At 62.8% G+C, this 20,512-nt stretch carries 20 protein-coding genes and 1 pseudogene; 7 read left to right on the plus strand and 14 right to left on the minus strand.

Annotation, left to right across the window (positions count from 1 at the left end; translation table 11 throughout):
* The first annotated feature begins 5 nt into the window (after nucleotides 1-5).
* The gene (locus NCR38_RS24165; protein WP_061117243.1) at nucleotides 6-797 is read left to right on the plus strand and encodes an SDR family oxidoreductase; all 792 of its coding nucleotides are present in this window, start codon (nucleotides 6-8) and stop codon (nucleotides 795-797) included.
* Here NCR38_RS24165 and NCR38_RS24170 read toward each other — a convergent pair.
* The 9 genes from NCR38_RS24170 to NCR38_RS24210 form a co-directional block, all read right to left on the minus strand.
* Entirely contained in the window at nucleotides 785-1,000 is a 216-nt protein-coding gene (locus tag NCR38_RS24170) for a hypothetical protein (RefSeq protein ID WP_143756299.1), read from the minus strand. The two genes, NCR38_RS24165 and NCR38_RS24170, sit on opposite strands and share 13 nt — an antisense overlap.
* Before the next feature lie 45 nt (nucleotides 1,001-1,045).
* Nucleotides 1,046-2,848, minus strand: coding sequence for an ATP-binding protein (locus tag NCR38_RS24175; RefSeq protein ID WP_250477707.1), 1,803 nt, complete (start codon nucleotides 2,846-2,848; stop codon nucleotides 1,046-1,048).
* Nucleotides 2,845-4,335: a hypothetical protein gene (locus tag NCR38_RS24180; protein ID WP_250477708.1), complete on the minus strand. Its 1,491-nt coding sequence runs from the start codon at nucleotides 4,333-4,335 to the stop codon at nucleotides 2,845-2,847. The genes NCR38_RS24175 and NCR38_RS24180 overlap by 4 nt, the downstream gene beginning before the upstream one ends.
* Nucleotides 4,335-5,000, minus strand: coding sequence for a response regulator transcription factor (locus NCR38_RS24185; protein ID WP_061117246.1), 666 nt, complete (start codon nucleotides 4,998-5,000; stop codon nucleotides 4,335-4,337). Before NCR38_RS24185 ends, NCR38_RS24180 begins: the two co-directional genes overlap by 1 nt.
* A 221-nt stretch (nucleotides 5,001-5,221) precedes the next feature.
* Complete coding sequence (locus tag NCR38_RS24190; RefSeq protein ID WP_143756300.1) at nucleotides 5,222-5,647, minus strand: hypothetical protein; 426 nt, start codon at nucleotides 5,645-5,647, stop codon at nucleotides 5,222-5,224.
* 430 nt (nucleotides 5,648-6,077) lie between these two features.
* A complete protein-coding gene (locus NCR38_RS24195) occupies nucleotides 6,078-6,398 on the minus strand; it encodes a hypothetical protein (RefSeq protein WP_061117248.1) in 321 nt (106 codons plus the stop codon).
* Nucleotides 6,395-7,654 (minus strand): glycosyltransferase family 9 protein, encoded by a 1,260-nt coding sequence (locus tag NCR38_RS24200; protein ID WP_250477709.1) that lies wholly within the window; start codon nucleotides 7,652-7,654, stop codon nucleotides 6,395-6,397. Before NCR38_RS24200 ends, NCR38_RS24195 begins: the two co-directional genes overlap by 4 nt.
* A gap of 7 nt (nucleotides 7,655-7,661) precedes the next feature.
* A complete protein-coding gene (locus NCR38_RS24205; RefSeq protein WP_250477710.1) occupies nucleotides 7,662-8,336 on the minus strand; it encodes a hypothetical protein in 675 nt (224 codons plus the stop codon).
* 15 nt (nucleotides 8,337-8,351) lie between these two features.
* Entirely contained in the window at nucleotides 8,352-8,663 is a 312-nt protein-coding gene (locus NCR38_RS24210; protein WP_250477711.1) for a hypothetical protein, read from the minus strand.
* Nucleotides 8,664-8,805: 142 nt separating this feature from the next.
* Between NCR38_RS24210 and NCR38_RS24215 the strand changes: the two genes are divergently transcribed.
* Nucleotides 8,806-9,933 (plus strand): hypothetical protein, encoded by a 1,128-nt coding sequence (locus tag NCR38_RS24215; RefSeq protein ID WP_250477712.1) that lies wholly within the window; start codon nucleotides 8,806-8,808, stop codon nucleotides 9,931-9,933.
* Here the strand turns inward: NCR38_RS24215 and NCR38_RS24220 are convergent.
* Together NCR38_RS24220 and garD are read right to left on the minus strand one after the other, a co-directional pair.
* Nucleotides 9,888-10,061, minus strand: coding sequence for a hypothetical protein (locus tag NCR38_RS24220; RefSeq protein WP_250477713.1), 174 nt, complete (start codon nucleotides 10,059-10,061; stop codon nucleotides 9,888-9,890). The two genes, NCR38_RS24215 and NCR38_RS24220, sit on opposite strands and share 46 nt — an antisense overlap.
* A gap of 436 nt (nucleotides 10,062-10,497) precedes the next feature.
* Nucleotides 10,498-12,090 carry a galactarate dehydratase gene (garD, locus tag NCR38_RS24225; RefSeq protein WP_061121915.1) on the minus strand — a complete coding sequence of 531 codons (1,593 nt, stop codon included), beginning with the start codon at nucleotides 12,088-12,090 and terminating at the stop codon, nucleotides 10,498-10,500.
* Nucleotides 12,091-12,295: 205 nt separating this feature from the next.
* Here garD and kdgD point away from each other — a divergent pair, with 205 nt between their 5' ends.
* Both kdgD and NCR38_RS24235 read left to right on the plus strand, forming a co-directional pair.
* Nucleotides 12,296-13,213 (plus strand): 5-dehydro-4-deoxyglucarate dehydratase, encoded by a 918-nt coding sequence (gene kdgD / locus NCR38_RS24230; protein ID WP_061121914.1) that lies wholly within the window; start codon nucleotides 12,296-12,298, stop codon nucleotides 13,211-13,213.
* A 102-nt stretch (nucleotides 13,214-13,315) separates the two neighbouring features.
* Complete coding sequence (locus tag NCR38_RS24235) at nucleotides 13,316-14,668, plus strand: MFS transporter (protein WP_061121913.1); 1,353 nt, start codon at nucleotides 13,316-13,318, stop codon at nucleotides 14,666-14,668.
* A 45-nt stretch (nucleotides 14,669-14,713) separates the two neighbouring features.
* On the opposite strand, the gene NCR38_RS24240 is transcribed toward NCR38_RS24235, so the two are convergent.
* The 3 genes from NCR38_RS24240 to NCR38_RS24250 all read right to left on the minus strand — a co-directional run bounded on the left by NCR38_RS24240 (nucleotide 14,714) and on the right by NCR38_RS24250 (nucleotide 17,458).
* Entirely contained in the window at nucleotides 14,714-15,046 is a 333-nt protein-coding gene (locus tag NCR38_RS24240; RefSeq protein WP_061121921.1) for a DUF2322 family protein, read from the minus strand.
* 81 nt (nucleotides 15,047-15,127) lie between these two features.
* The gene (locus NCR38_RS24245; RefSeq protein ID WP_061121912.1) at nucleotides 15,128-15,574 is read right to left on the minus strand and encodes an SRPBCC family protein; all 447 of its coding nucleotides are present in this window, start codon (nucleotides 15,572-15,574) and stop codon (nucleotides 15,128-15,130) included.
* Between the two features lie 258 nt (nucleotides 15,575-15,832).
* Entirely contained in the window at nucleotides 15,833-17,458 is a 1,626-nt protein-coding gene (locus NCR38_RS24250) for an NAD-dependent malic enzyme (RefSeq protein ID WP_061121920.1), read from the minus strand.
* 590 nt (nucleotides 17,459-18,048) lie between these two features.
* On the opposite strand from NCR38_RS24250, the gene NCR38_RS24255 reads away from it, so the two are divergent.
* The 3 genes and pseudogenes from NCR38_RS24255 to NCR38_RS24265 all read left to right on the plus strand — a co-directional run.
* Entirely contained in the window at nucleotides 18,049-18,894 is an 846-nt protein-coding gene (locus NCR38_RS24255) for a glycine betaine ABC transporter substrate-binding protein (protein WP_061121919.1), read from the plus strand.
* 134 nt (nucleotides 18,895-19,028) lie between these two features.
* The gene (locus NCR38_RS24260; RefSeq protein WP_061121911.1) at nucleotides 19,029-20,378 is read left to right on the plus strand and encodes an MFS transporter; all 1,350 of its coding nucleotides are present in this window, start codon (nucleotides 19,029-19,031) and stop codon (nucleotides 20,376-20,378) included.
* A 36-nt stretch (nucleotides 20,379-20,414) separates the two neighbouring features.
* Nucleotides 20,415-20,512: pseudogene (locus NCR38_RS24265) on the plus strand (peptidase M19); the annotation flags it as partial.

Consider the following 20,512-nt stretch of genomic DNA (forward strand, 5'->3'; position numbering starts at 1 on the left):
AAATCATGACGCAACATCTCGGCACGGCGCTCGTCACGGGCGCGTCTTCCGGCATCGGCGCAGTCTATGCGGAACGTCTCGCGCGGCGCGGCTACGACCTCGTTCTCGTCGCCCGCAACCGCGACCGCCTCGCGACGCTCGCCGCGCGGATCACGAACGACACGCGCCGCAGCGTCGAGATTCTCGATGCCGACCTGAACGACCGCAATGCGCTCGCCGCCGTCGAAGCGAAACTGAAGGAAGACGCGAGCATTACGCTGCTCGTGAACAACGCCGGCGTCGGCACGCATACGCCCTTGCTCGACAGCGACGTCGACGCGATGACGCGCATGATCGACCTGAACGTGACCGCGCTCACGCGCCTCACTTACGCGGCGGTGCCCGGCTTCGTCGGGCGCGGCAACGGCGCGGTCATCAATATCGCGTCGATCGTCGGCATCGCGCCGGAAATTCTCAACGGCGTGTACGGCGGCACCAAGGCCTTCGTGCTCGCGTTCAGCCAGTCGTTGCATCGGGAACTGGCGGACAAGGGCGTGCGCATTCAGGCCGTGCTGCCGGGCGCCACGGCCACCGACTTCTGGGAAACGGGCGGCCTGCCGCTCGAAAACCTCGACAAGGCGATCGTCATGTCGGCGGGCGATCTGGTCGATGCGGCGCTCGTCGGCTTCGATCGCGGCGAGCTCGTGACGATTCCGTCGCTGCACGACGGCGCGAAGTGGGACGCGTATGAAGCCGCGCGGCAGGCGATGGCGCCCGAGCTTTCCACGGACACGCCGGCTGCGCGTTACGCGGCGTGAGGCGTGAATCCGCGCGCGGCGCGGGCGTGCACATGACGCGCGGCATCGCCACCGGTCTTTACGCCGGCGAACCGTGTCGCCGACGCGCCGCTCGCGAGATCGAACGGGTTCAATGCGGTGCCGCGCAGTGAAGGCGGCGCCCATGCAGCGGCCACGTTCGCAGGCGAGCGACGCGCGCGCACCGATCCGGGCGGTCGGTCCATGAAACGGGAGGAGGAACGCGCATACGGTATCTGCCCAGTCTCCCGCTACTTCTGATGCACATGCAGCGCGGCATGCAGAGTGGCGCGAAGCTCGATCAGATCGAGGCGAAGCTGCGCAGTGTAGGTATCGACGTCTTCCGCCCAGCTTTCCGATTCCCGCAGCAACGCGCGCAGTTCCTGGCACTCGTCGACCATCATCGACGGACCGAGCACCGTCAGGCCGCCCGCGAGCTTGTGCGCCCAGGCGCGCAGCTTGCGCGCGTCCTCGCGCTTGCAGATGTCGTCGAGCGCGACGATGTCTTCCTCGATCTGCGCGAGGAAGTCGGACACATACGCCGCCGGGATCTGCGGGAAGCGCGAAGGAAGATCATCGTCTTCCTGGCGATCGCTTCCGCCAGGCGCGTCCGTATCCGCCGCTGCATTCGATTCGACCGGGCCGACCGTTTGCAACACGCCCGCCAGCACGGCGAGCGGAACGGGCTTCGTCAGATAGTCGGTGAAGCCGCGCGCGCGCCCTCGTTCGACATCCTGCGCGCTCGCGCTCGCGCTGATCGCGTAGATACGCATGGCCGGATCGAGCGCACGGGCCGCGGCGAGCAGTTCCGCGCCGGACATCTTCGGCATGTCCATGTCGGTCAGCACGATATCCACGCGATGCTTGCGCAGCAGTTCGAGCGCCTCTTCGCCGTCGTGCGCCTCGAGCACGGATGCCCCGAGCGTGAGAAGCTGATCGCGCAGGAGGCCGCGATTCAGACGGTTGTCTTCCGCGATCACGACGACCGGCCCGGTCTTGCGCGCATTCGGCGAAGGCAGCGCCGCGCCGGTAGCCGGGCGTGCGGACGCGCGCTGCCGCCCCTCGATGGCCGCGACCGCATCCCTGAAACCCTTGAGGCTGAAGATGCTGACTTCGAGCACGCCGTCGGCCCAATGCACGGGCACGAGCGGGCCGTTCTGCGTCATGCGGATGACGCGCGCCTCGTCTTTCCACACCGCCTGAATCTCCTGCTCGCTGAACTCGTCGGTGACAATCAGATACTCGCAGCCCTTGGCGAGCGCCGCGTCAGGATGCGTCATGTACGTGACGGACGCGCGATCCGGATCGTAGAGATTCTCGAACCATTCGCGATATTCGCTCGCGCGGCAGAGAATGGCCGCCTTGCCTTCGAGCAGTGCGGCGTCGCCGCTTCCCGGCGATTCGTCGGCGAGAAGCGGCAGCGACACCTGGATGCGCGTGCCGACGCCTTCGGTGCTGTCGAGCGAAATCTTCCCTTTCATCAACTCGCAAAGCCGCACGCAGATCGAGAGACCGAGCCCCGTTCCGCGCGCCTGCGTGAGGCGATGCGCGTCGCCCTGCATGAACGGCTGAAAGAGCTTCTCGCGCTGCGATTCCGGGATGCCGATGCCCGAGTCCGCGACGCTCAGTTCCAGCGCGCCGCTCACCCATCGGGCGCGCACGACGACTTTTCCGGAATACGTGAACTTGAGCGCGTTGCCGAGCAGGTTGTTCAGAATCTGCGAGACGCGAATCGGATCGAAGAAGAGCTTTCCGGGACACGCGCGGTCGATCACGACGAACAGCCGCAAGCCCTGCCGGTTCGCGAGCGGCGCATGCGCGACCATCACGCGCACGACGAGCTCGCGTATCGAGCCCCATTCCTCCGAGAGCCGCATTTCGCCGATATCCATCTTCGAGAAGTCGAGGACATCGTTCACGACATGCAGCAGCGCGCTCGCCGACGCCTGCATCGCCTGCACGCGCGCTTCCTGCTCCGCGGCGAGCGGCCCCAGCGCGACCAGTTCCAGATTCCCGACGAGCGACGACAGCGGCGTGCGGATCTCGTGGCTCATCGCGGCGAAGAAGCTGAGCTTGGCTTTCGCGGCGGCGTCGCTGGTCTCCGAGCAACACGAAGTCGAGCGCCTGTTGCGCAGCGCGAAGGAAACCAGAACAGCACGCTGGTCTTGTTGACGACGGCCGACGCGTACGACACCTTGAGATGCAGCGCGTCGCCGCCCGATTTATGCAGCGTGTACTGGATTTGCTGGATCATCGCCTCGCGCCCCTCTTGCGCCGGCGCGATGCCTGCCGCCACGAAAGCCTCGCTGAGGCCGGCGGGCAGCCGCATCGGGGAGGCATCGGTCAGGTCGAACAGCGAACGCGCCACCTGATTGGCCGCGATGAGGCTGAAATCGTCTTTCAATGCGATGCACAAGCCCACGGGCGTCGCATGGGCCAGCAGATGGTTCAGTATTTCGCCTTCGACCGCGCGGCAGGCCTGCTCGTACGAGCGGGTAAGGAAACGAAAATTCCAGTAGCGGTACATCGCGAGCAACATGGCGGTGAGCGCCCCCGTGACGATGAGCAGGATCGTCAGTTGCACGCGCTTCGCGGCCAGCTCGGTCGCGAGCGGAAGCGCGACGACGATATGTCCGATGCCCAGCGCAAGCATGTCGAGTCTCGCGCCCCAACCTCTGCCGAGCCACTGATACACGCCGGCTTGCGCTTTCGCGAGCCGCCCGTTGACGTAGCGCAGGTACTCCGTATCGTCGCCGGCGAGCACGCGATTCTCGTTATCGAAGATGGCGATCTGTGATTCCAGCAGATCCGACGTCGACTCGCGCAGCACGTGGTCGAGCGTGACCCGTGTGAAGACGAGCGCATAAGGCGTCTCGTCGCGCGCCACCACCATGAACATGATGACAGTCGGCTTTGGGAAGCCGAGCGACGCCGGGGCGACGAACCACATGACGCGCCGCATGCGGGCGGCGTCGAACGGCGCGATGCCGCGCGTGTTCATGTAGATCTTTGCGAAGGTTGCGAGCGCGGCGAGTCTCTCGGGCGGCGCGACCTTGTCGTCGGTATCGGCGAAAAATCCAAAGCCAGACGAGGCGGTGCCGTCGAAGTCCGAGAACTGCAATATCGGCTTCGTGCTTTCCTCGGGGATCATCTGATGCGCTGCCTGGCACGCGGCGGCGAGCGCCTGGTCTTCCCGGCCGGACGGATAGGCCTTGCATCGAGGGTTGTCGGGCGCCTGGAGCACGCCGCTCGTCGGCTCGGTCGCGCCGACATCCAGCATCAGGGCGCCCAGCGTAAGCATGTTGTACCGGCTGAATATGTTGACGTTCGCGCCGCGCATTGCCGCCTGCGCGATTTCCTCTTCGTTCTTCAGCGACGACGTCAACATGAAGAACCCGGTGACGCCCGCTCCGCAGACTGCGGTGAAAATCAGCAGGCCCACCGCGACTGCGAAGATGCGCCGCTCCCGTCTGAGGTTGCTTTCGAGCATCCGCAGCATATGCAGAGGAGAATTCTGCGATGCGGCGAAAAAGCGCTCCATCAGGCCAGTCCCATCCTCGCGGCATACCTGACGAGGTCTACGTGATTCTCCACATGCAGCTTGCGCATGGCGGAACGCTTCTGGGTGGCGACCGTCGGCACCGAACGGTTCAGCGTCCGTGCGATTTCAGTCACGGAAAGCCCCTGCGCGAACAGCCGCACGACTTCCAGCTCGCGCGGCGAAAGCGGCTGCTCGCGCGCGAGGTCCTTCGTCGTCGAGCCTTCGCGCGCGAGACGGAGCTGGATCTTCGGTGAGAAGATCGTCTCTTTCGTGGCGAGCGCGCGCAGGCTGATCCGCGCAAGCTCGCTCGGCGGCTCTTCCTTGCTGACGATAGCCGCGACGCCGAGCTTGCACAACTCATGGAACATGCCGCCGCTTGCCATCATCGTGAGGACGACGAGCGGGACATCGGGATGCGAGCGGCGCAGCATGCTCACGAGCCGCAAGCCGTCGAGTTCGACTTCCTCGTCGCCCTGCATGACGAGATCGGTGATGACGAGATCGGCCGGCTCTTTATCGAGCACGCGGATCAACTCCGCGCCCGAGTTCACCGTAGCCGTGATGACGAAGCCGGGAAGCTTCGAGAACTGGTCGGAGACGGCCATGAGAACGATGGGATGGTCATCCGCCAGCACGACGCGAACCGTGCCCGTGTGCGCACTCATGGACACACCGCTCGCGGCGTCTTCGATAATTGATTCAGAAGTCGAAACAGACGCGCTGCTCGACGCGATCGATGCAACAGACGAACGGAACAGTGCATTGACGCGCCCCCCGACCCGGCTGGAATAGAATGAGTATGTCTTAGGATACCGGGATTCGAATTCAAAGACTAGCGCTGAGCCTCGCATGTGCGCGAGCCCGCCGGACTCCAGAGCCGCATGGTTCATTTCCGGCCTTCACAGTAAACGTTGCAGGTGAAACAGCCAAGGCGCAGGCGCTTGGCACTAGAGCGGCACAGGCTGCAATTCGGCTTTGCGCCTTTCCATGGCTCGCCGCACGCATCGGATGCATCGTCCGCTTGCTGCGTGGTTCGGGCGAAATGATGCAGCGGCATCGACATGACACGGGAACTCGCGCGCTTTCTGGTTTCACTGCCTCCGGCGACGAGCATGCAGGTGATCACGAGCATCGATCCGATAACGATGGCCGCGATCAGCACCAATATCATCCACTCCGACGTTTTCAGGCAGAGCGCGGCGACGATGACGAACGACATGCCGACGAACATCGAAATCAAGAGCGCCGATGCGAATCCCGCTGCTTCACTACACTTCCGGAAGGCGTGGCTGATCGAATCTAAAACGAGCATAAGGGCACCTGGCTAGCAATGCGGCGTGCAAAGGATGACGCGACCGTCTCCCGATCAGCGATGCATTGCGCGTCGAAGTGCAGCCGCCACCGGCATCGCGCACACGAGGCCTTGCGTCAACGCCTTGGTCTGGATCGCATCACTGTAGTCAAACGCGACAGGACCATGTATCGAACAATGTCGATAACGTGCGGCACCGCGAGGCACACACCGTTTCGATCGTCGAAACCGTCCCGCTTTAAAAAAAAAACCGCCTGGATAAGGCGGCAATCTGGGCCGAAGCAAGGTCGGATGTCCTGACGGGGCGGCGCGCGAAAGGTTCGACACGCGACGCGCCTTTCCCGAGCTTTACCGCTTGCCTTCATTTTCAAACGTCGAGGACGCAGCAGCTATAGATGGAATTCGATTCGCGACGAACGCCATCGCGCGCTCAGTTAAACCGCATGCCGAGCCACAAGTGCGTCATCACGCCGAGCGCGAGCCCCATCAGACGGCCGACGAACATGGCGTCGAGGGCGGGCTCGCGATCATGGAAAGAGCGGCGCGGGTTCCTGCGCCCCGCCGTCAGCGCGGGCCGCGCGAATACGATGCACGTTGCCCCCGCTATGCCGATCAACGCGCGCTGCGGGGCCGTACACGCGCTGCACGCACGGTGAACGAAGTCGGCAAGCCAAAGCAGCACGCCCGTTGCAAGCATGAAGTTGCAGACGAAGCTCGCGAAAACGCGGCCGACAGAAACGCGTTCCTTCATGCGGCCTCGCGCGATGCGTTCTCGTCCAGCAGACACCGCAAGTGTCCGCCGATGCGCGCGACGACTTCCGACCAGTCGCAACCGAAGCGGCGGCGGAACAGGCGCATCGTCGGATACCAGGGGCTGTCTTCACGCGTGTAGTGCCAGCGCCAGTCGCCATAGGACGGCAACATCAGCCACACCGGTTTGCCCATCGCGCCCGCGACGTGCGCAACCGACGTATCGACGGTCAGCACGAGATCGAGTGCCGCGATCACGCTCGCCGTTTCCGCCATCGTGTTGAGATGCGCGCCCACGTCGTGGAAGTTCCCGCGCTGCTCCGCGTACTCAGCGGCCTCGTCGGCGCCCGCGCCCTTCTGCAGGCTGAAGAATTCGATGCCGTCTACCTTGAAGAGATCGTTCAGCACGGCAAGCGACGGGAGCGAGCGGCTGGCGTCGTTCTCGTGCGTCGGGTTGCCCTTGAATACGATGCCGACCTTCAGCTTCCCGGGCGCGACCTCGGGCAGCTTCGATGCAACGGCTTCCGGCGCACGCAGATAAGGCACGGTCGGCGGCAGCGCATCGAGTTCGAGCGGCAGTTGCGCGGGAATCGCGTGCGGGAACACCCAGTAATCGATTCCTGACAGGTTCGCCGCGTCCCGCACGTCTACGACATCGCCGGCATCGAGCGACGCTTCGTAAAGCTCGACGAGCGGCGCCTGACACACGACGACCACGCGCTTCGCGCCGCAACGCTCGCGCATGATCTTCGCGAAGCGCAGAAAGAAGATCTCGTCGCCGAGGCCGAACTCGCTCCAGATGGCGATGGACTTGCCGCTCAACGATTCGCCCTTCCACTCCGGCACGTCGCGCGGAGGCTGCGTGGTGGTGCGGCGTTTCCATCCCAGCGGGCCCATCAGCGCTTCTCGGAGAGCGAAGCCTTCGTGCAGCTTGCCTCGCGCGATGAGGTGCAATGCTTCGTAAAGACGCGGCAAATGTTCGCCGGGCAGGCGCTCCACGCACTGCTTCCATATCGCGTCGGCATGCTCGGGCGCATCCCAGCGCAGCAGCGCCAACATCGCCTGATGGTAGATGTCGAAGCGGTACGGATACTGGCGCACCGCTGACGTCACGTTGCGCAAACGCGGAAAGACGTGTGCATGCGATGCGAGGGAATCATCGGCGCTGCAGATGTCGATGCCGTCGCCCACGAAATAGTGCTGGATGAATGCCGGTTCGCGCGAACGGCGCAGACTTGCCTTGCTGGTTTCTTTCATGTTTACCTCACTTCGCTTCGGTTACCGCAACGCGTGCCTGGGCACCATGCAGATTTTTCAACAGCGCCTGAATGCGCTCGCCGAGAATCTCGGGACGTCCCTTGAAAATCAGCTTCTCGATGGCTTTTTTGCCTGCGAGCGTCCGCGCGAGATCGCGCCGCTCGCTTTCGTTTTCGATGAGGCGCAGCGCCGCCGCCTTGTAGTCTTGCGTCGTGCCGGCGATGGTCCATTCCGGAAAGCCGAGACGGCGGAACATGCCTTCGTCGATGTGCTCGTGCACTTCGCGCCCCGTCTTGCATACGCCGACGAGCCCCGCCCACACCGTGTCCACGATGCCGTTCGTGTTGCCGAACGGGAACGGGTTCAGGAACATGTCGCAACCCGCGATCACCTTCATGTAGCTCGCGTAGTCCTGATGCTTGTGCACCACGGCCTTGTCGCCCATCAGGCGGTGCACGAGGTTGCGCACCTGCGGGAACGTGAGGCCCGTCGCCTGACCGACGAGAAAGTGAAACTCGACAGGCACCGGCGCTTCATTGGCGATCTCCGCGCACGTTTGCAGGAAGCCGGGATTGAGCTTGATGGTCGTGCCCGCGACAGCGATCTTCACGGGGTCGGCCTTGAGGCGCTTGCGCTTGGGCAGATCGAGTTCGAGCATCGCCGCAGGCGGACGATACGGCATGCCGTCCGAAGGCAGCTAGAGCAGCTTCTCGCTGAAGCACGCTTCGTCGCCTACGTAGTCTTCTTCGACGACCACGTAGTCCATCGCATGACCGTGCGTCGTCGCGGGATGACCGAGCGCCATCATCTGCAGGGGCGCGACGCGCAGGCACGCCAGCGCCATCGTGGTCGGGAACATGCCGACGCTCGGCATGTACATCGCCTGAGCCTGACGCGCTTCGCTCACTTCGCGCACCTGGCGCACGTGCTCCCACAGATTGGCGCCCGCGAGCGGAATGAATTCGTCGAATACTTCGCGGCCTGTTTCGTCGACGCGGCCTCGCGACATTCGCGCCGCGAAATTAGAACTTCTTCTATTCGTGAGGTCCGGTCGAAACCTTAATCTTCTCCTTGTCAGCGCCAGGCAGTCGCGAGGCACGAGCGAAACAGCGGCCAGAGGCGCATCGGAACAAACGACCAGGAACCGAAAGATGAAATTCAGCATCGCAAAGTTTGAACACCTCTGTTATCGCCGCGAATACGAGAAGGCGAGTCGCATGCTTCTCGAACTGCTCAACAAGATCGACCAGAATTACGGTGTTCTCATGGACGTCGACACGTGGGCGCAATCCGCCGAAGCGCGCGACATCATGGACGACCACCTGCTCACGCGCCTCACTTCCGCGATCACGGCACTGGCGTCCGATCCGAAATTCACTATTTCAGACCACGGCATCGGCAAACTGATGCTGTTTCAGCGATGGCTCGCCGCGCTGTTCGCCGCCAGCTCGTTCCGCAACGCGGACCACATCCTCCGTTCGCTCAGCGCGAACGAGGAATCGCGCAATTCCCTCGAACTGCGCAACAATGAGTTTCGCAAGTTCCAGCTTTTTTATCTGCCGGAGTCGGAAGTTCGCCTCGACTGGGACCTGCTCTGGAAGCACGACAAGGTGATGACGGCCAGCATGGCCACGACGATCATGTCCTCGCGCTTTCTCGCGACGCCTTCCGCACACGCCAAGCGTGAGATGCTGCTGAGCTGGCTGCCCGAGCGTCTTGCCGAAGTCGAAAGCGTCGACGTGCTGCCGATGGGCGTTTTCCACGACATGTACATGCACTGCAGCTATGCCGACCTGCCGGGCAAGCACGACATCAAGAAGCCCATCAATACGCTGGTTCGCCGCAAGCTCGCGAGCCTCGGCATCCACGATGTCGAACGCCGTGCGCAAGCGGTCGAACAGGGCGAAAAACCCGTGCTGCTCGTCGTGCTCGAATGGTTCTCGAAGAATCACTCGATCTATCGCACGCATTCGCAGACGATGGTGGCGATGCGCGACAAGTTCCATCTCGTCGGCATGGGCTATGAAGGCCGTGTCGATGATGCGGGCAAGGAAGTGTTCCACGAGTTCATCCCGCTGCAAGGCGCAAACCTCTGGGAGGTCGCCAAGCATGTTCGCCAGACGAGCGAAGAGCGCAATGCCCAGATGATGTACATGCCGAGCGTCGGCATGTTCCCGATCACGATGGTGCTGGCATGTTTGCGCGTCGCACCGCTGCAGATGATGGCCCTCGGTCAGACGCTCAGGCCGCACAGCATCAGTCCCGTCACTTCCATCTGACGGCGGGTAAGCGCCATGAATCGCTTGTATTCCGGCATCGCGCCGAAGCGCTCCAGCGAAGCGTGCGCGATGGGCGACAGATAGCGCTCGCCTTGATCGTCGACGATGGCGATTCTTGTCTTTTCCATCTCAAACAACTCCTGACAGGCCGAATGAGGCCTCCTGATCAAATGGCTCTCGCAGGTCTCGACCGTCGGTCCGATTGTTCAGCGAGCGTCGCAGGAACGCCGGGAGCGCGCTGCGATGTCGTCACAGCGATACGATGAGAAGCAGTTGCCCTTCGACGCGCTCCTGCGCATCGATCGTGTAGTGACTTGCATTGAACGATAAAGGCGCGACCACTCCGGTCATATAGAACGATGTTGAAATCTTGGGCGCGATCGCTCACGCGGCCGGACGTCGCGGCAGAGGAGGTAGCAAGGTCGCGCCCTGGAATGGTTGCCGGCGCCTGTCCCGAGAATCCAGGCGGCTCAAAAGAAAACACCCCGAAGGTGGATCGGCGTCCAAACCTTCGGGGTGCGGCTCGTGAAGCAGGAAATGTTGTCCGCGACAAGCGCGGTCGGATCAGGTCACCGGGGCGGGATTGAACAGCACGAGCGCGTTATGAAGTCTGAGCGCCTCGGCCTTCGTCTGCTTCTTGCCGCTCGCGACATCGAGCATCAGCCGGAACAGCTCCCAGCCCACATCGGCGATGGTCGCTTCGCCCGTCGCGATGGTGCCCGCGTTCACGTCCATCAGATCGTGCCAGCGGCGTGCGAGATCCGAGCGCGTTGCGACCTTGAGCACCGGCACTTCGGCCAGGCTGTACGGCGTGCCGCGCCCCGTCGTGAAGACGTGCAGGTTGATGCCCGCCGCGAGTTGCAGCGTGCCGCAAATGAAATCGCTCGCGGGCGTCGATGCGTAAATCAAGCCCTTCTGCTTCACCTTCTCGCCCGGCGACAGCACGCCGGAGATGGCGGAGCTGCCCGACTTGACGATGGACCCCATCGCCTTCTCGACGATGTTCGAGAGGCCGCCCTTCTTGTTGCCCGGCGTCGTGTTCGCACTGCGGTCCGCGCCGCCGCGCTTCAGATAATCGTCGTACCACTGCATCTCACGGATGATCGCCTGCGCCACGTCGCCGTTTGCCGCACGCGCCGTGAGCTGCGCGACGCCATCGCGAACTTCCGTGACTTCCGAGAACATTACGGTCGCGCCCGCGCGCACGAGCAGATCGGTCGCGAAGCCGACCGCCGGATTCGCCGTCAGACCGGAGAACGCATCGCTGCCGCCGCATTGCACGCCGACGACGAGATCCGCCGCCGGACACGTCTCGCGACGGCGATTGTTCAGCCGCTTCAGATGCGTGTCGGCCATGCGCATGATCGAATCGATCATCGACCCGAAGCCGACGTGCGATTCGTCCTGCAGCACGACGGTTCCGCCGTTGTCGTCGTGGAGGTTGTCGCCGATATCCGCGACATCTTCCGTTTGCGCGGATGCAGCCGCGATCGGAATCGTGCCCGGCGGCATCAGGCGCTCGGGCTGCAGCTTCTCGCAACCGAGGCTCACCATCATCACTTCGCCGCCGAAGTTCGGATTCAGCGCGATGTTGCGCACGGTGCGGATCGGCACCATCGCGTCGGGGGCGTCGATCGCCACACCGCAGCCGTAGGTGTGGCCGAGGCTCACGACGTCATCGACATTCGGGTATTGCGGCAGCAATTCGGCCTTGATGCGCGTGACCGCGTGCTGCACCACGTCCGCGACGCATTGCACGGTCGTCGTGATCGCGAGGATATTGCGCGTGCCGACCGAGCCGTCCGCGTTGCGATAGCCCTCGAACGTGAAGCCCTCGAGCGGCGACTCGTCAGGCGCCTTGATCGTCGCGATGGGCAGATCGTGCAGCTCGGGCGACGCCGGCATGCGCGTGACGTGCTCGTTCACCCAGCTTCCCTTCGGCAGCGCTTTGGTCGCATAGCCGATCACCACGTTGTAGCGGATCACCGCGTCGCCTTCCGCGAGATCCTTCAGCGCGACCTTGTGGCCCTGCGGCACGCGCTCGCGCAGCACGAGGCCATCGGAAAACGTGGCGCCTTCGCCGAGACCGCCGTCGTTGACGACGATCGCGACGTTGTCATCCGGATGGACGCGAATATAGAGAGGGGCTTGATTCATTCTGACGAATCCTTGAGGGAACGACACCCGCGCGGCTGCGGTTGGAGTTATGTCATCCTACAACATAGACGATCAAAGCGGGTTAGTATTTACCCGTATCCGTTGATTACATTGGCTTTAACCCGTTGTCTGACGTCGCGGTGTGTTGTACGATGACCTATAAGCTCGGCACCCGCCGGTCGCTGACCAACCAGACACGCACATCATGACGACACCGCAAGAACTGAAGCAAATCGTTTCCGAAGGTCTGCTCTCCTTCCCCGTGACGGATTTCGACCAGCAAGGCAACTTCCGCGCAGATACCTACGCAGAGCGCCTCGAATGGCTGGCTCCCTACGGTGCTTCAGCGCTGTTCGTCGCGGGCGGCACGGGCGAGTTCTTCTCGCTCACGCAACCCGAATATTCGCAGATCGTGAAGACGGCCACCGAAGTGTGCCGCGGCAAGGTGCCGATCCTCGCCGGCGCGGGCGGCCCGACGCGCACGGCCATCGCGTTTGCGCAAGAAGCCGAGAAGCAAGGCGCGCAAGGCGTTCTGCTGATGCCGCACTATCTGACCGAAGCGTCGCAGGAAGGCATCCGCGCGCACGCCGAGGAAGTGTGCAAGGCCGTGCCGAACATGGGCGTGATCATCTACAACCGCGCGAACTCGAAGCTCAATGCCGACATGCTGGAGCAACTGGCGGATAGCTGCCCGAATCTGATCGGCTTCAAGGACGGCGTCGGCGAAATCGAAAACATGGTGACGATCCGCCGCCGTCTCGGCGACCGCTTCTCGTACTTGGGCGGCCTGCCGACGGCCGAAGTCTACGCAGCCGCGTATAAGGCGCTGGGCGTGCCGGTGTACTCGTCGGCGGTATTCAACTTCATCCCGAAGACGGCGATGCAGTTCTATCGCGCGATCGCGGCAGACGATCAGGCAACCGTCGGCAAGCTGATCGACGAATTCTTCCTGCCGTACCTGAAGATCCGCAACCGCAAAGCGGGCTATGCGGTGTCGATCGTCAAGGCGGGCGCGAAGCTCGTCGGCCACGACGCGGGTCCGGTGCGCGCGCCGCTGACCGATCTGACGGAAGACGAGCTGGAGCAGCTCGACGTGCTGATCAAGAAGCTCGGCGCGCAGTAAGCGGTACGGAAGGAGACAGCGAAGCGCGGAAGTAGCTTCGCACATGAGGGCCGCCCGTGCGGCCCTTCGTGCATCAGCACGATCGAATCAAAGGGGAAGTCCATGTCGATGAGCCGCACCGCGAATCCCGCGGACGTCATGAAGCGCACCCGCGTGCGCTATCTCATTCTGTTGCTGGTCTTCGTCATCACGACGTTCAACTATGCGGACCGCGCGACGCTCTCGGTGACCGGCTCGGCGATGCGCGCCGAATTCGGTTTCGATGCGATCCGCATGGGTTACATCTTCTCGGCTTTCAGCTGGGCGTATGTGCTCTCGCAGATGCCCGCGGGCTGGCTGCTCGATCGCTTCGGCGCGCGGCGCGTGTATGCGGCGAGCATCTTCCTGTGGTCGCTCTTCACGTTGCTGCAAAGCGCCATCGGCCTGCTCGGCAGCGCGGCGACCGCCGTGACGGCGCTTTTCGTGCTGCGTTTCGCAATGGGCGCGGCGGAAGCGCCCGCGTTCCCGGCCAATGCGAAGGTCGTCGCGAGCTGGTTCCCGACGACGGAGCGCGGCACGGCATCGGCGATCTTCAACTCCGCGCAGTATTTCGCGGCTGTCATCTTCACGCCGCTGATGGCGTGGCTCACGCACGCGTTCGGCTGGCATCAGGTCTATATCGTGATGGGCATCGCGGGCCTGTTGCTCGCGCTCACGTGGCTCTCGGTGATGAAGAACCCGGCGGACCATCCGCGCGTGAACCGGCAGGAGCTGGAATATATCGAGCAAGGTGGCGGTATCGTCCGCGGTCATCAGCGCGCGGGCGGCGCATCGCGGGAAGCGACGAACAGCGTGGGCTGGCCCGTCGTCAGACAGTTGCTCACGAACCGCATGCTGCTCGGCGTGTATCTCGCGCAGTACTGCATCAACGTGCTCACGTACTTCTTCCTGACGTGGTTCCCGATCTATCTCGTGCAGGCGCGCCACATGACGATCCTGCAGGCGGGCTTCGTCGCCTCGCTGCCGGCCATTTGCGGCTTCACGGGCGGCGTGCTGGGCGGCGTCATCTCCGATGGCCTGATCCGGCGCGGGTGCTCGCTCACGCTGGCACGCAAGGCGCCGATCGTCGGCGGCATGCTGCTGTCGTCGTGCATCATCGGCTGCAATTACGTCGATACGGACTGGGTCGTGGTCGCGTTGATGTCGCTCGCGTTCTTCGGCAAGGGCATCGGTGCCTTGGGCTGGGCGGTGGTCGCGGATACGTCGCCGAAGGAAGCCATCGGGCTTTCGGGCTCGATCTTCAACATGTTCGGCAACGTCGCGGGCATCGTGACGCCGATCGTGATCGGCTATCTCGTCGCGCAGTCGGGCTCGTTCAACGGCGCACTGGCGTTCGTCGGGATCAATGCGCTGATCACGGTGTTCAGTTATCTCGTGATCGTGAAGGACATCAAGCGCGTCGAGTTGCGCGTCTGAGCGGACTGACGGCCCGTTCCGTCGATGGCGGAACGGGCACGACGCTTACTTCGCCTGAATCACGTCGATACGCAGCGCTTCGCCGCCATCGACGACCGCGAGCAGGCGATCGACATTCGGATGCGCGCCCGGACGATTGCGCGCATCGGCGGTATGTTCGGCGAACACGGCAAGACCGTGCTCCGCGGCCTTCGCGTCGAGCGTGCCGAACGCCTGCTTCAGATAGTGGTAGACCGCGAGCGAGCCTTGCTTGCCCGGCTTGTTCTCGATGTTCGCGACCAGATCACCTTTGCCGTCGACGAGATCGATGCGCTCGATGCCATCGATGGCGGGCATCTGGGCCAGGTTGTCCTTGAATACGCTGCTCGGCTGGATCACGGAAAGCACTCCACGTTATGAGTTGATGAGGCGGGGCGCAGTATCTTAGCCGATCAGCGCAAGGCCTGATCGCGCGCTTCTTCAGTCGGGGATCTCGGGCTCCACCAGCCTCGCCAGTTGAACCAGCGACTCCTGCCAGCCGAGGTAGCACATCTCCACGGGAATGACTTCGGGCACGCCCTCCTGCACGATGCTGAGCTCGGTCCCGCACGACACCTGGCGCAACGAGACGGTAACCTGCATTTCGCCCGGCAGGTTCGGGTCGTCGAAGCGGTCCGTGTAGCGGATCTTTTCGAAGGGCACGAGTTCGAGGTACTCGCCGCCGAACGAATGACCGTTGCCCGTGCCGAAGTTGCGGAACGACATCTTGTGGGTGCCGCCCGGGCGCGCATCCATGTGGTGGACCTGACAGGTAAAGCCGTAAGGCGGCAGCCACCTTGCTATTGCATCGGGTTCGAGGAACGCACGGTAGAGGCGTTCGGGCGTCGTGCGCAAGACACGGTGAAGACGGATGGTTCCGGTAGTCATGTTGGGCTCTCTTTCACTCGGGTAACGGGACACATCTCTACGACGATGCATCGCAGCGTGAATCGACACGGCCGAGCATCGGGGAATACCCTGGGCGCTCGTTCGTTCTGCGGAATGATACTTGCTCGCGGATGGCGCTCCCGAGGTGCGCGATCCGCAGACGGTTGACTGCGCGACAAGGCGCATGCGATCGTCGATCCTTCCTGATCGAGAGGTGCTGGCTTGTCGAGCAACTGGAACAGCGCGAGCGAGACCGCGCTAGAGCGGCCGATAAGCCGGCGCGTACGCGGCCGACTTGATATGCGCGACGAGATCGGCCGGCCGTTCGACACGCGCGAGACCATGATCGAAGATGTACTCCGCCACCGACGCCGCGACATGCATCGACGCCTCGAAGATGCGGCTTTGCGGCGGGTAGATCAGACCCTTGTCGAGGCTCTCGTCGCTGACCTGCTCGGCCACGGCCTTCGCCGCGACGATGAACATGTCCTCCGTCACGCGCGTCGCTTCCGTGGCGAACACCGCCATGCCCATCGCGGGAAAGATATAGACGTTGTTGCCTTGCCCCGGCACGAAGCTCTGGCCTTCGATCTGCACCGGTGCGAACGGGCTTCCGCTCGCGAAGATCGCCCGGCCATTGGACCACCGGTACGCTTCTTCCGCAGTGCACTCGGAACGCGACGTCGGATTGGAATACGGGAAGATGATCGGCCGCTCGTTGATTTCGCTCATTGCTTCGATCACCGCCTGACTGAAGAGCTTGGGCACCGTGCTCACGCCGATGATGCCCGTCGGCTTCAGCGCCCGTACCGCATCGACGAAGGTGTCGACCGGCTCGTGATCGATCGCGAAGACCTTCTGAAAGTCGGCCAGGTCGGTGCGTGAGCGCACCATCAGTCCATTGATGTCGAAGAGACTGCTGCGCCTGCGAGCCGAGTCGAGATCGAGGCCCTCCAGCACCATGGCCTCGCTGATCAGTTCGGCAATGCCCGTGGCCGCCGATCCTCCGCCGAGAAACAGGAAGCGCTGGTCGGTCAGCTTCTGCTTCGAGATGCGCAGCGCGCCGTAAATGCCCGCGAGCGCCACGGCGGCAGTGCCCTGAATATCGTCGTTATAGGTGCACACCTTGTCCTTGAAGCGCGCGAGCAGGGGCACCGCGTTGAAGTTGGCGAAATCCTCCCACTGAATGCAGCACTTCGGATAGAGCTCCTGCACCGCGTTCACGAATTCGTCGACGAATGCGTTGTAGTCATCGCCGCGCACGCGTTCGTGCCGCAGACCGAGATAGAGCGGATCGTCCAGCAACGAGGCGTTGTTCGTGCCGACGTCCAGCGTGACGGGCAGGCAAACCGCCGGCGGCACGCCTGCGCAGGCGGTGTACAGCGCGAGCTTGCCGATCGGAATGCCCATGCCGCCCACACCGAGATCGCCCAGTCCGAGAATGCGCTCGCCGTCCGTCACGACGATGAACCGCACATCCTGTTCCGGCCAGTTGCGCAGCAGCTCCTTCACGCGGCCGCGCGCGTCGATCGGGACATAGAGGCCACGCGTGGCCCTGAACACATGATCGAACTTCTGGCACGCTTCGCCGACTGTAGGCGTGTACACGATCGGCATGAAAGCCGCCGGGTCGGACATGAGCAGCGCATAGAAGAGCGTCTCGTTGCGTGCCTGAAGGTCGGACAGGAACAGATATCGTTGCAGGTCATTGTCGAGTTGCGACAGTTGCGCATGCGTGCGCGCGATCTGAATCTCCAGCGAAGTCACACCGGGCGGCAGCAATCCTTCCAGGCGATATTTTCTGCGCGCCTCCTGCGAGAAAGCGGAACCCTGATTGAGCCGGGGATTGTGCAGAATATCGTAGCCATAGGCCTGCGTGGACATGATCGTTCCTTCTTGACGTGAGCTGGAAATTTCATGAAGACGTCGCGCGAGATGCATCGCTAAGGATAGTCGCTCGGGCCGATACCGCAACACGATCCAGGATCAGGCGGCGTATACATGATCCGTCGGAGGAAACGGCGTGACCCGGAGCCGTCGATGATGTTTCCGTCCGCACGGATGGCCGAAGCGTTCGATCCGGCCGTGAGCGGCATCATCGGCGTGCTGTTTCTGCTTTTCCCGGCATGATCTGCCGACTCCGCCACGACGCTTTCATTTCGGTTGCGCATCGAGATATCTCATAGCAAGGGTGTCGACCCGCTTTTCTACACGTAAACCCTTTCTGAAACGTCCCGTGCAAAGCGCGCGCTGCATGCATGAGCGAATTGATGCGCTCAGGAAGTCAAAGAACATTGACGGCGCGTCAATGCGCCCGAATACTGCCGACTGCAGGGCGTCGCCCGCAGCGATGCAGATTCGCCTGGCAGACGATTGTGCTCATAGATCAGGAGACTTCAACGTACCCGGTCTTCATTAAACCAACCCGATACAAGGAACGTCGAATGAAGAATGCCTTGTCCGTACGCTTCGTCATGAAGACTGCCGCTGCAGTCTCCGCAATCACGTTCGCGATGTGCGCGAATGCCGCCGATCCGCTCAAGATCACGCTGACCAACTGGGCCGATACGCAGGCGGTCGTCTACACCGCGAAGTACGTTCTCGAAACGAAGCTGCAACAGCCCGTTACGCTGGTGAACGCGGATATCGGCATCCAGTTCCAGGGGCTCGCGAGAGGAGACGTGGATCTGATGCTCGGCGCCTGGCTGCCGGTCACGCACGCCGCCTACTACGCCCGCTACAAGAACGACATGGAAGATCTGGGCGCCATCTATTCCGGCGCGAAGATCGGTTGGGCGGTTCCCGACTATGTGCCCGAAAGCGAGGTGGCCTCCATTGCCGATCTCAACAAGCCCGATGTCAAAGCGAAGCTGAATAGCACGATTCAGGGCATCGAGCCGGGTGCTGGCGAGATGGTCGCCTCGGAGAAAGCGCTCAAGGAATACAACCTCGCCGGATATAACCTGGTCAGGGCGAGCGAGGCCGGCATGCTGACGGCGGTATCGCGTGCCTATCCGTCGAAGAACTGGATCGTCGCGACAGTCTGGAGCCCGCACTGGCTATGGCAGAAGTACAAGATGCGATATCTGAAGGATCCAAAAGCCGTGCTGGGCGGCGACGAGCAGATTCACGGTTTCGGCTCGAAGCAATTCGCGCAGAAGTTTCCTCGGGCCAACGTCTTCGTCCGGCACTTCAAGCTGACCCTGGCGGACGTCGAGGCGATCGAACTCGAAGGTAATGCCACGAACGACTGGAACGTGGCGGCGAAGAAGTTCGTCGATGCTCATCCGGAGAAAGTTCAGGCATGGCTTCAGCAATAGGCGTCCGGGCGCGCCGACGGTGGCGCGGCTGACCGATTACCTAGGTAATCGACACGTATGGACCTAAGTAATTTGTGCGCTTACGCTCCTTTACAACTCGGACAGAAACCGACATGTGAAAGGGGTAAAGCGCCATGCCGAATCAAGCAACCCAAGAGGTGGACACGAGGACGCTCAGACGCGTCATCGCCGCGGCGTCCATAGGCAACTTCGTCGAATGGTTCGATTTCGCCGCATACGGATTCCTCGCAACCATTCTCACCCGCGAGTTCTTTCCGAGCGGCGACCCGACGGTCGGGCTTTTGAAGACGTTCGCGGTGTTCGCGGTTGCTTTTGCGTTTCGACCGCTCGGTGGCCTCTTCTTCGGCGTCGTCGGGGATCGGATCGGTCGCAAGCGAACCCTCGCTTTCACCATCCTGTTGATGGCGGGCGCCACGACGTTGATCGGGCTGTTGCCGACGTATGCGACCATCGGCTATTGGGCGCCCCTTCTTCTCACGATCATCCGCTGCGTGCAAGGGTTCTCCGCCGGCGGCGAGTATGCAGGCGCCTGCGCCTATGTGATGGAACATGCGCCGCGCCGCCGCCGCGCGTTCTTCGGCAGCTTCGTTCCGGTTTCGACTTTCTCGTCGTTCGCGTGCGCGGCGGTGGTCGCCTATCTCCTCGAGTCGTCGCTGTCGCCCGCAGCGATGGTCGACTGGGGCTGGCGCGTTCCGTTTTTGATCGCGGCGCCAGTCGGTCTCATCGGCGTCTATCTGCGCGTGAACCTGCATGAGACGCCGGCATTCAAGGCGCTCGAAGGGAAGAAGGAAGTCGCGCACGCGCCCTTGATGGAAACCCTCCATTCGCAGTCCGGAAACATCCTGAGACTCGGCGCGTTCGTCTCGGTGACGGCGCTGTCCTTCTATACGTTCACGACGTATTTCGCGACGTATCTGCAGGTCGCCGGGCATCTGTCTCGCGGAACCTCGCTGCTCGCGACCGTGCTCGCACTCTTCTTCGCCGCAGCCCTGTGCCCTCTGGCGGGCCTTTTCTCCGACCTGGTGGGACGCCGCACGACGATCGCGAGCACCTGCATCTTCATCATCGTCTCGGTCTATCCCGCGTTCGCGCTCGGCGGATCAGGCGACTTGTCCCGCTCATTGTTTGGCGTTGCGCTACTCGCCGTGGGCGCCGTGCTTTCGGGCGTGGTCACTGCCCCGCTTCTGTCGGAAGTTTTCGCCACGAAGACCCGATACACCGCATCGGCCATCACGTACAACCTTGCGTACACGATCTTCGGCGGCACCGCGCCGCTCGTCGCGACGTGGCTGATCTCCGCGACGGGAACGAATCTGTCGCCGGCGTATTACCTGATCGCCGTGTCGATCTTCGCGATGATCGGCGGCCTCTCGTTGCGCGAAACATCCAAGACCGCGCTCGAGGAAGCAGGCCATGCAAGGGGAAGCGCGAGCGAGCGCCCGGCTGTGGAACGCACGGCTTGATTTCGACTTTCACGCAAAACTGAACGGACATCGGCAATGAGTAGCCTTCACGATTCGAGCATCATCATCGACGGACTGAACATCTCGAAGTTCGAGCGCTCCGTGTTCGAGGACATGAGAAAGGGCGGCGTGAC

The organism is Caballeronia sp. INML1 (assembly GCF_023631085.1).
GTDB lineage: Bacteria > Pseudomonadota > Gammaproteobacteria > Burkholderiales > Burkholderiaceae > Caballeronia > Caballeronia turbans.

Coding starts and splice junctions, on each gene's coding strand:
- NCR38_RS24250 (WP_061121920.1), bottom strand. CDS start 17,458: ATGTCCACGCAGGCCTATGGCTACGATATTCTGCACAATCCCCGGCTC.
- NCR38_RS24215 (WP_250477712.1), top strand. CDS start 8,806: ATGAAATTCAGCATCGCAAAGTTTGAACACCTCTGTTATCGCCGCGAA.
- NCR38_RS24190 (WP_143756300.1), bottom strand. CDS start 5,647: ATGCTCGTTTTAGATTCGATCAGCCACGCCTTCCGGAAGTGTAGTGAA.
- kdgD (WP_061121914.1), top strand. CDS start 12,296: ATGACGACACCGCAAGAACTGAAGCAAATCGTTTCCGAAGGTCTGCTC.
- NCR38_RS24220 (WP_250477713.1), bottom strand. CDS start 10,061: ATGGAAAAGACAAGAATCGCCATCGTCGACGATCAAGGCGAGCGCTAT.
- NCR38_RS24200 (WP_250477709.1), bottom strand. CDS start 7,654: ATGAAAGAAACCAGCAAGGCAAGTCTGCGCCGTTCGCGCGAACCGGCA.
- NCR38_RS24165 (WP_061117243.1), top strand. CDS start 6: ATGACGCAACATCTCGGCACGGCGCTCGTCACGGGCGCGTCTTCCGGC.
- NCR38_RS24260 (WP_061121911.1), top strand. CDS start 19,029: ATGCCGAATCAAGCAACCCAAGAGGTGGACACGAGGACGCTCAGACGC.
- NCR38_RS24235 (WP_061121913.1), top strand. CDS start 13,316: ATGTCGATGAGCCGCACCGCGAATCCCGCGGACGTCATGAAGCGCACC.
- NCR38_RS24170 (WP_143756299.1), bottom strand. CDS start 1,000: ATGGACCGACCGCCCGGATCGGTGCGCGCGCGTCGCTCGCCTGCGAAC.
- NCR38_RS24185 (WP_061117246.1), bottom strand. CDS start 5,000: ATGAGTGCGCACACGGGCACGGTTCGCGTCGTGCTGGCGGATGACCAT.
- garD (WP_061121915.1), bottom strand. CDS start 12,090: ATGAATCAAGCCCCTCTCTATATTCGCGTCCATCCGGATGACAACGTC.
- NCR38_RS24180 (WP_250477708.1), bottom strand. CDS start 4,335: ATGGAGCGCTTTTTCGCCGCATCGCAGAATTCTCCTCTGCATATGCTG.
- NCR38_RS24210 (WP_250477711.1), bottom strand. CDS start 8,663: ATGTCGCGAGGCCGCGTCGACGAAACAGGCCGCGAAGTATTCGACGAA.
- NCR38_RS24205 (WP_250477710.1), bottom strand. CDS start 8,336: ATGCCGTATCGTCCGCCTGCGGCGATGCTCGAACTCGATCTGCCCAAG.
- NCR38_RS24195 (WP_061117248.1), bottom strand. CDS start 6,398: ATGAAGGAACGCGTTTCTGTCGGCCGCGTTTTCGCGAGCTTCGTCTGC.
- NCR38_RS24175 (WP_250477707.1), bottom strand. CDS start 2,848: ATGAGCCACGAGATCCGCACGCCGCTGTCGTCGCTCGTCGGGAATCTG.
- NCR38_RS24245 (WP_061121912.1), bottom strand. CDS start 15,574: ATGACTACCGGAACCATCCGTCTTCACCGTGTCTTGCGCACGACGCCC.
- NCR38_RS24255 (WP_061121919.1), top strand. CDS start 18,049: ATGAAGACTGCCGCTGCAGTCTCCGCAATCACGTTCGCGATGTGCGCG.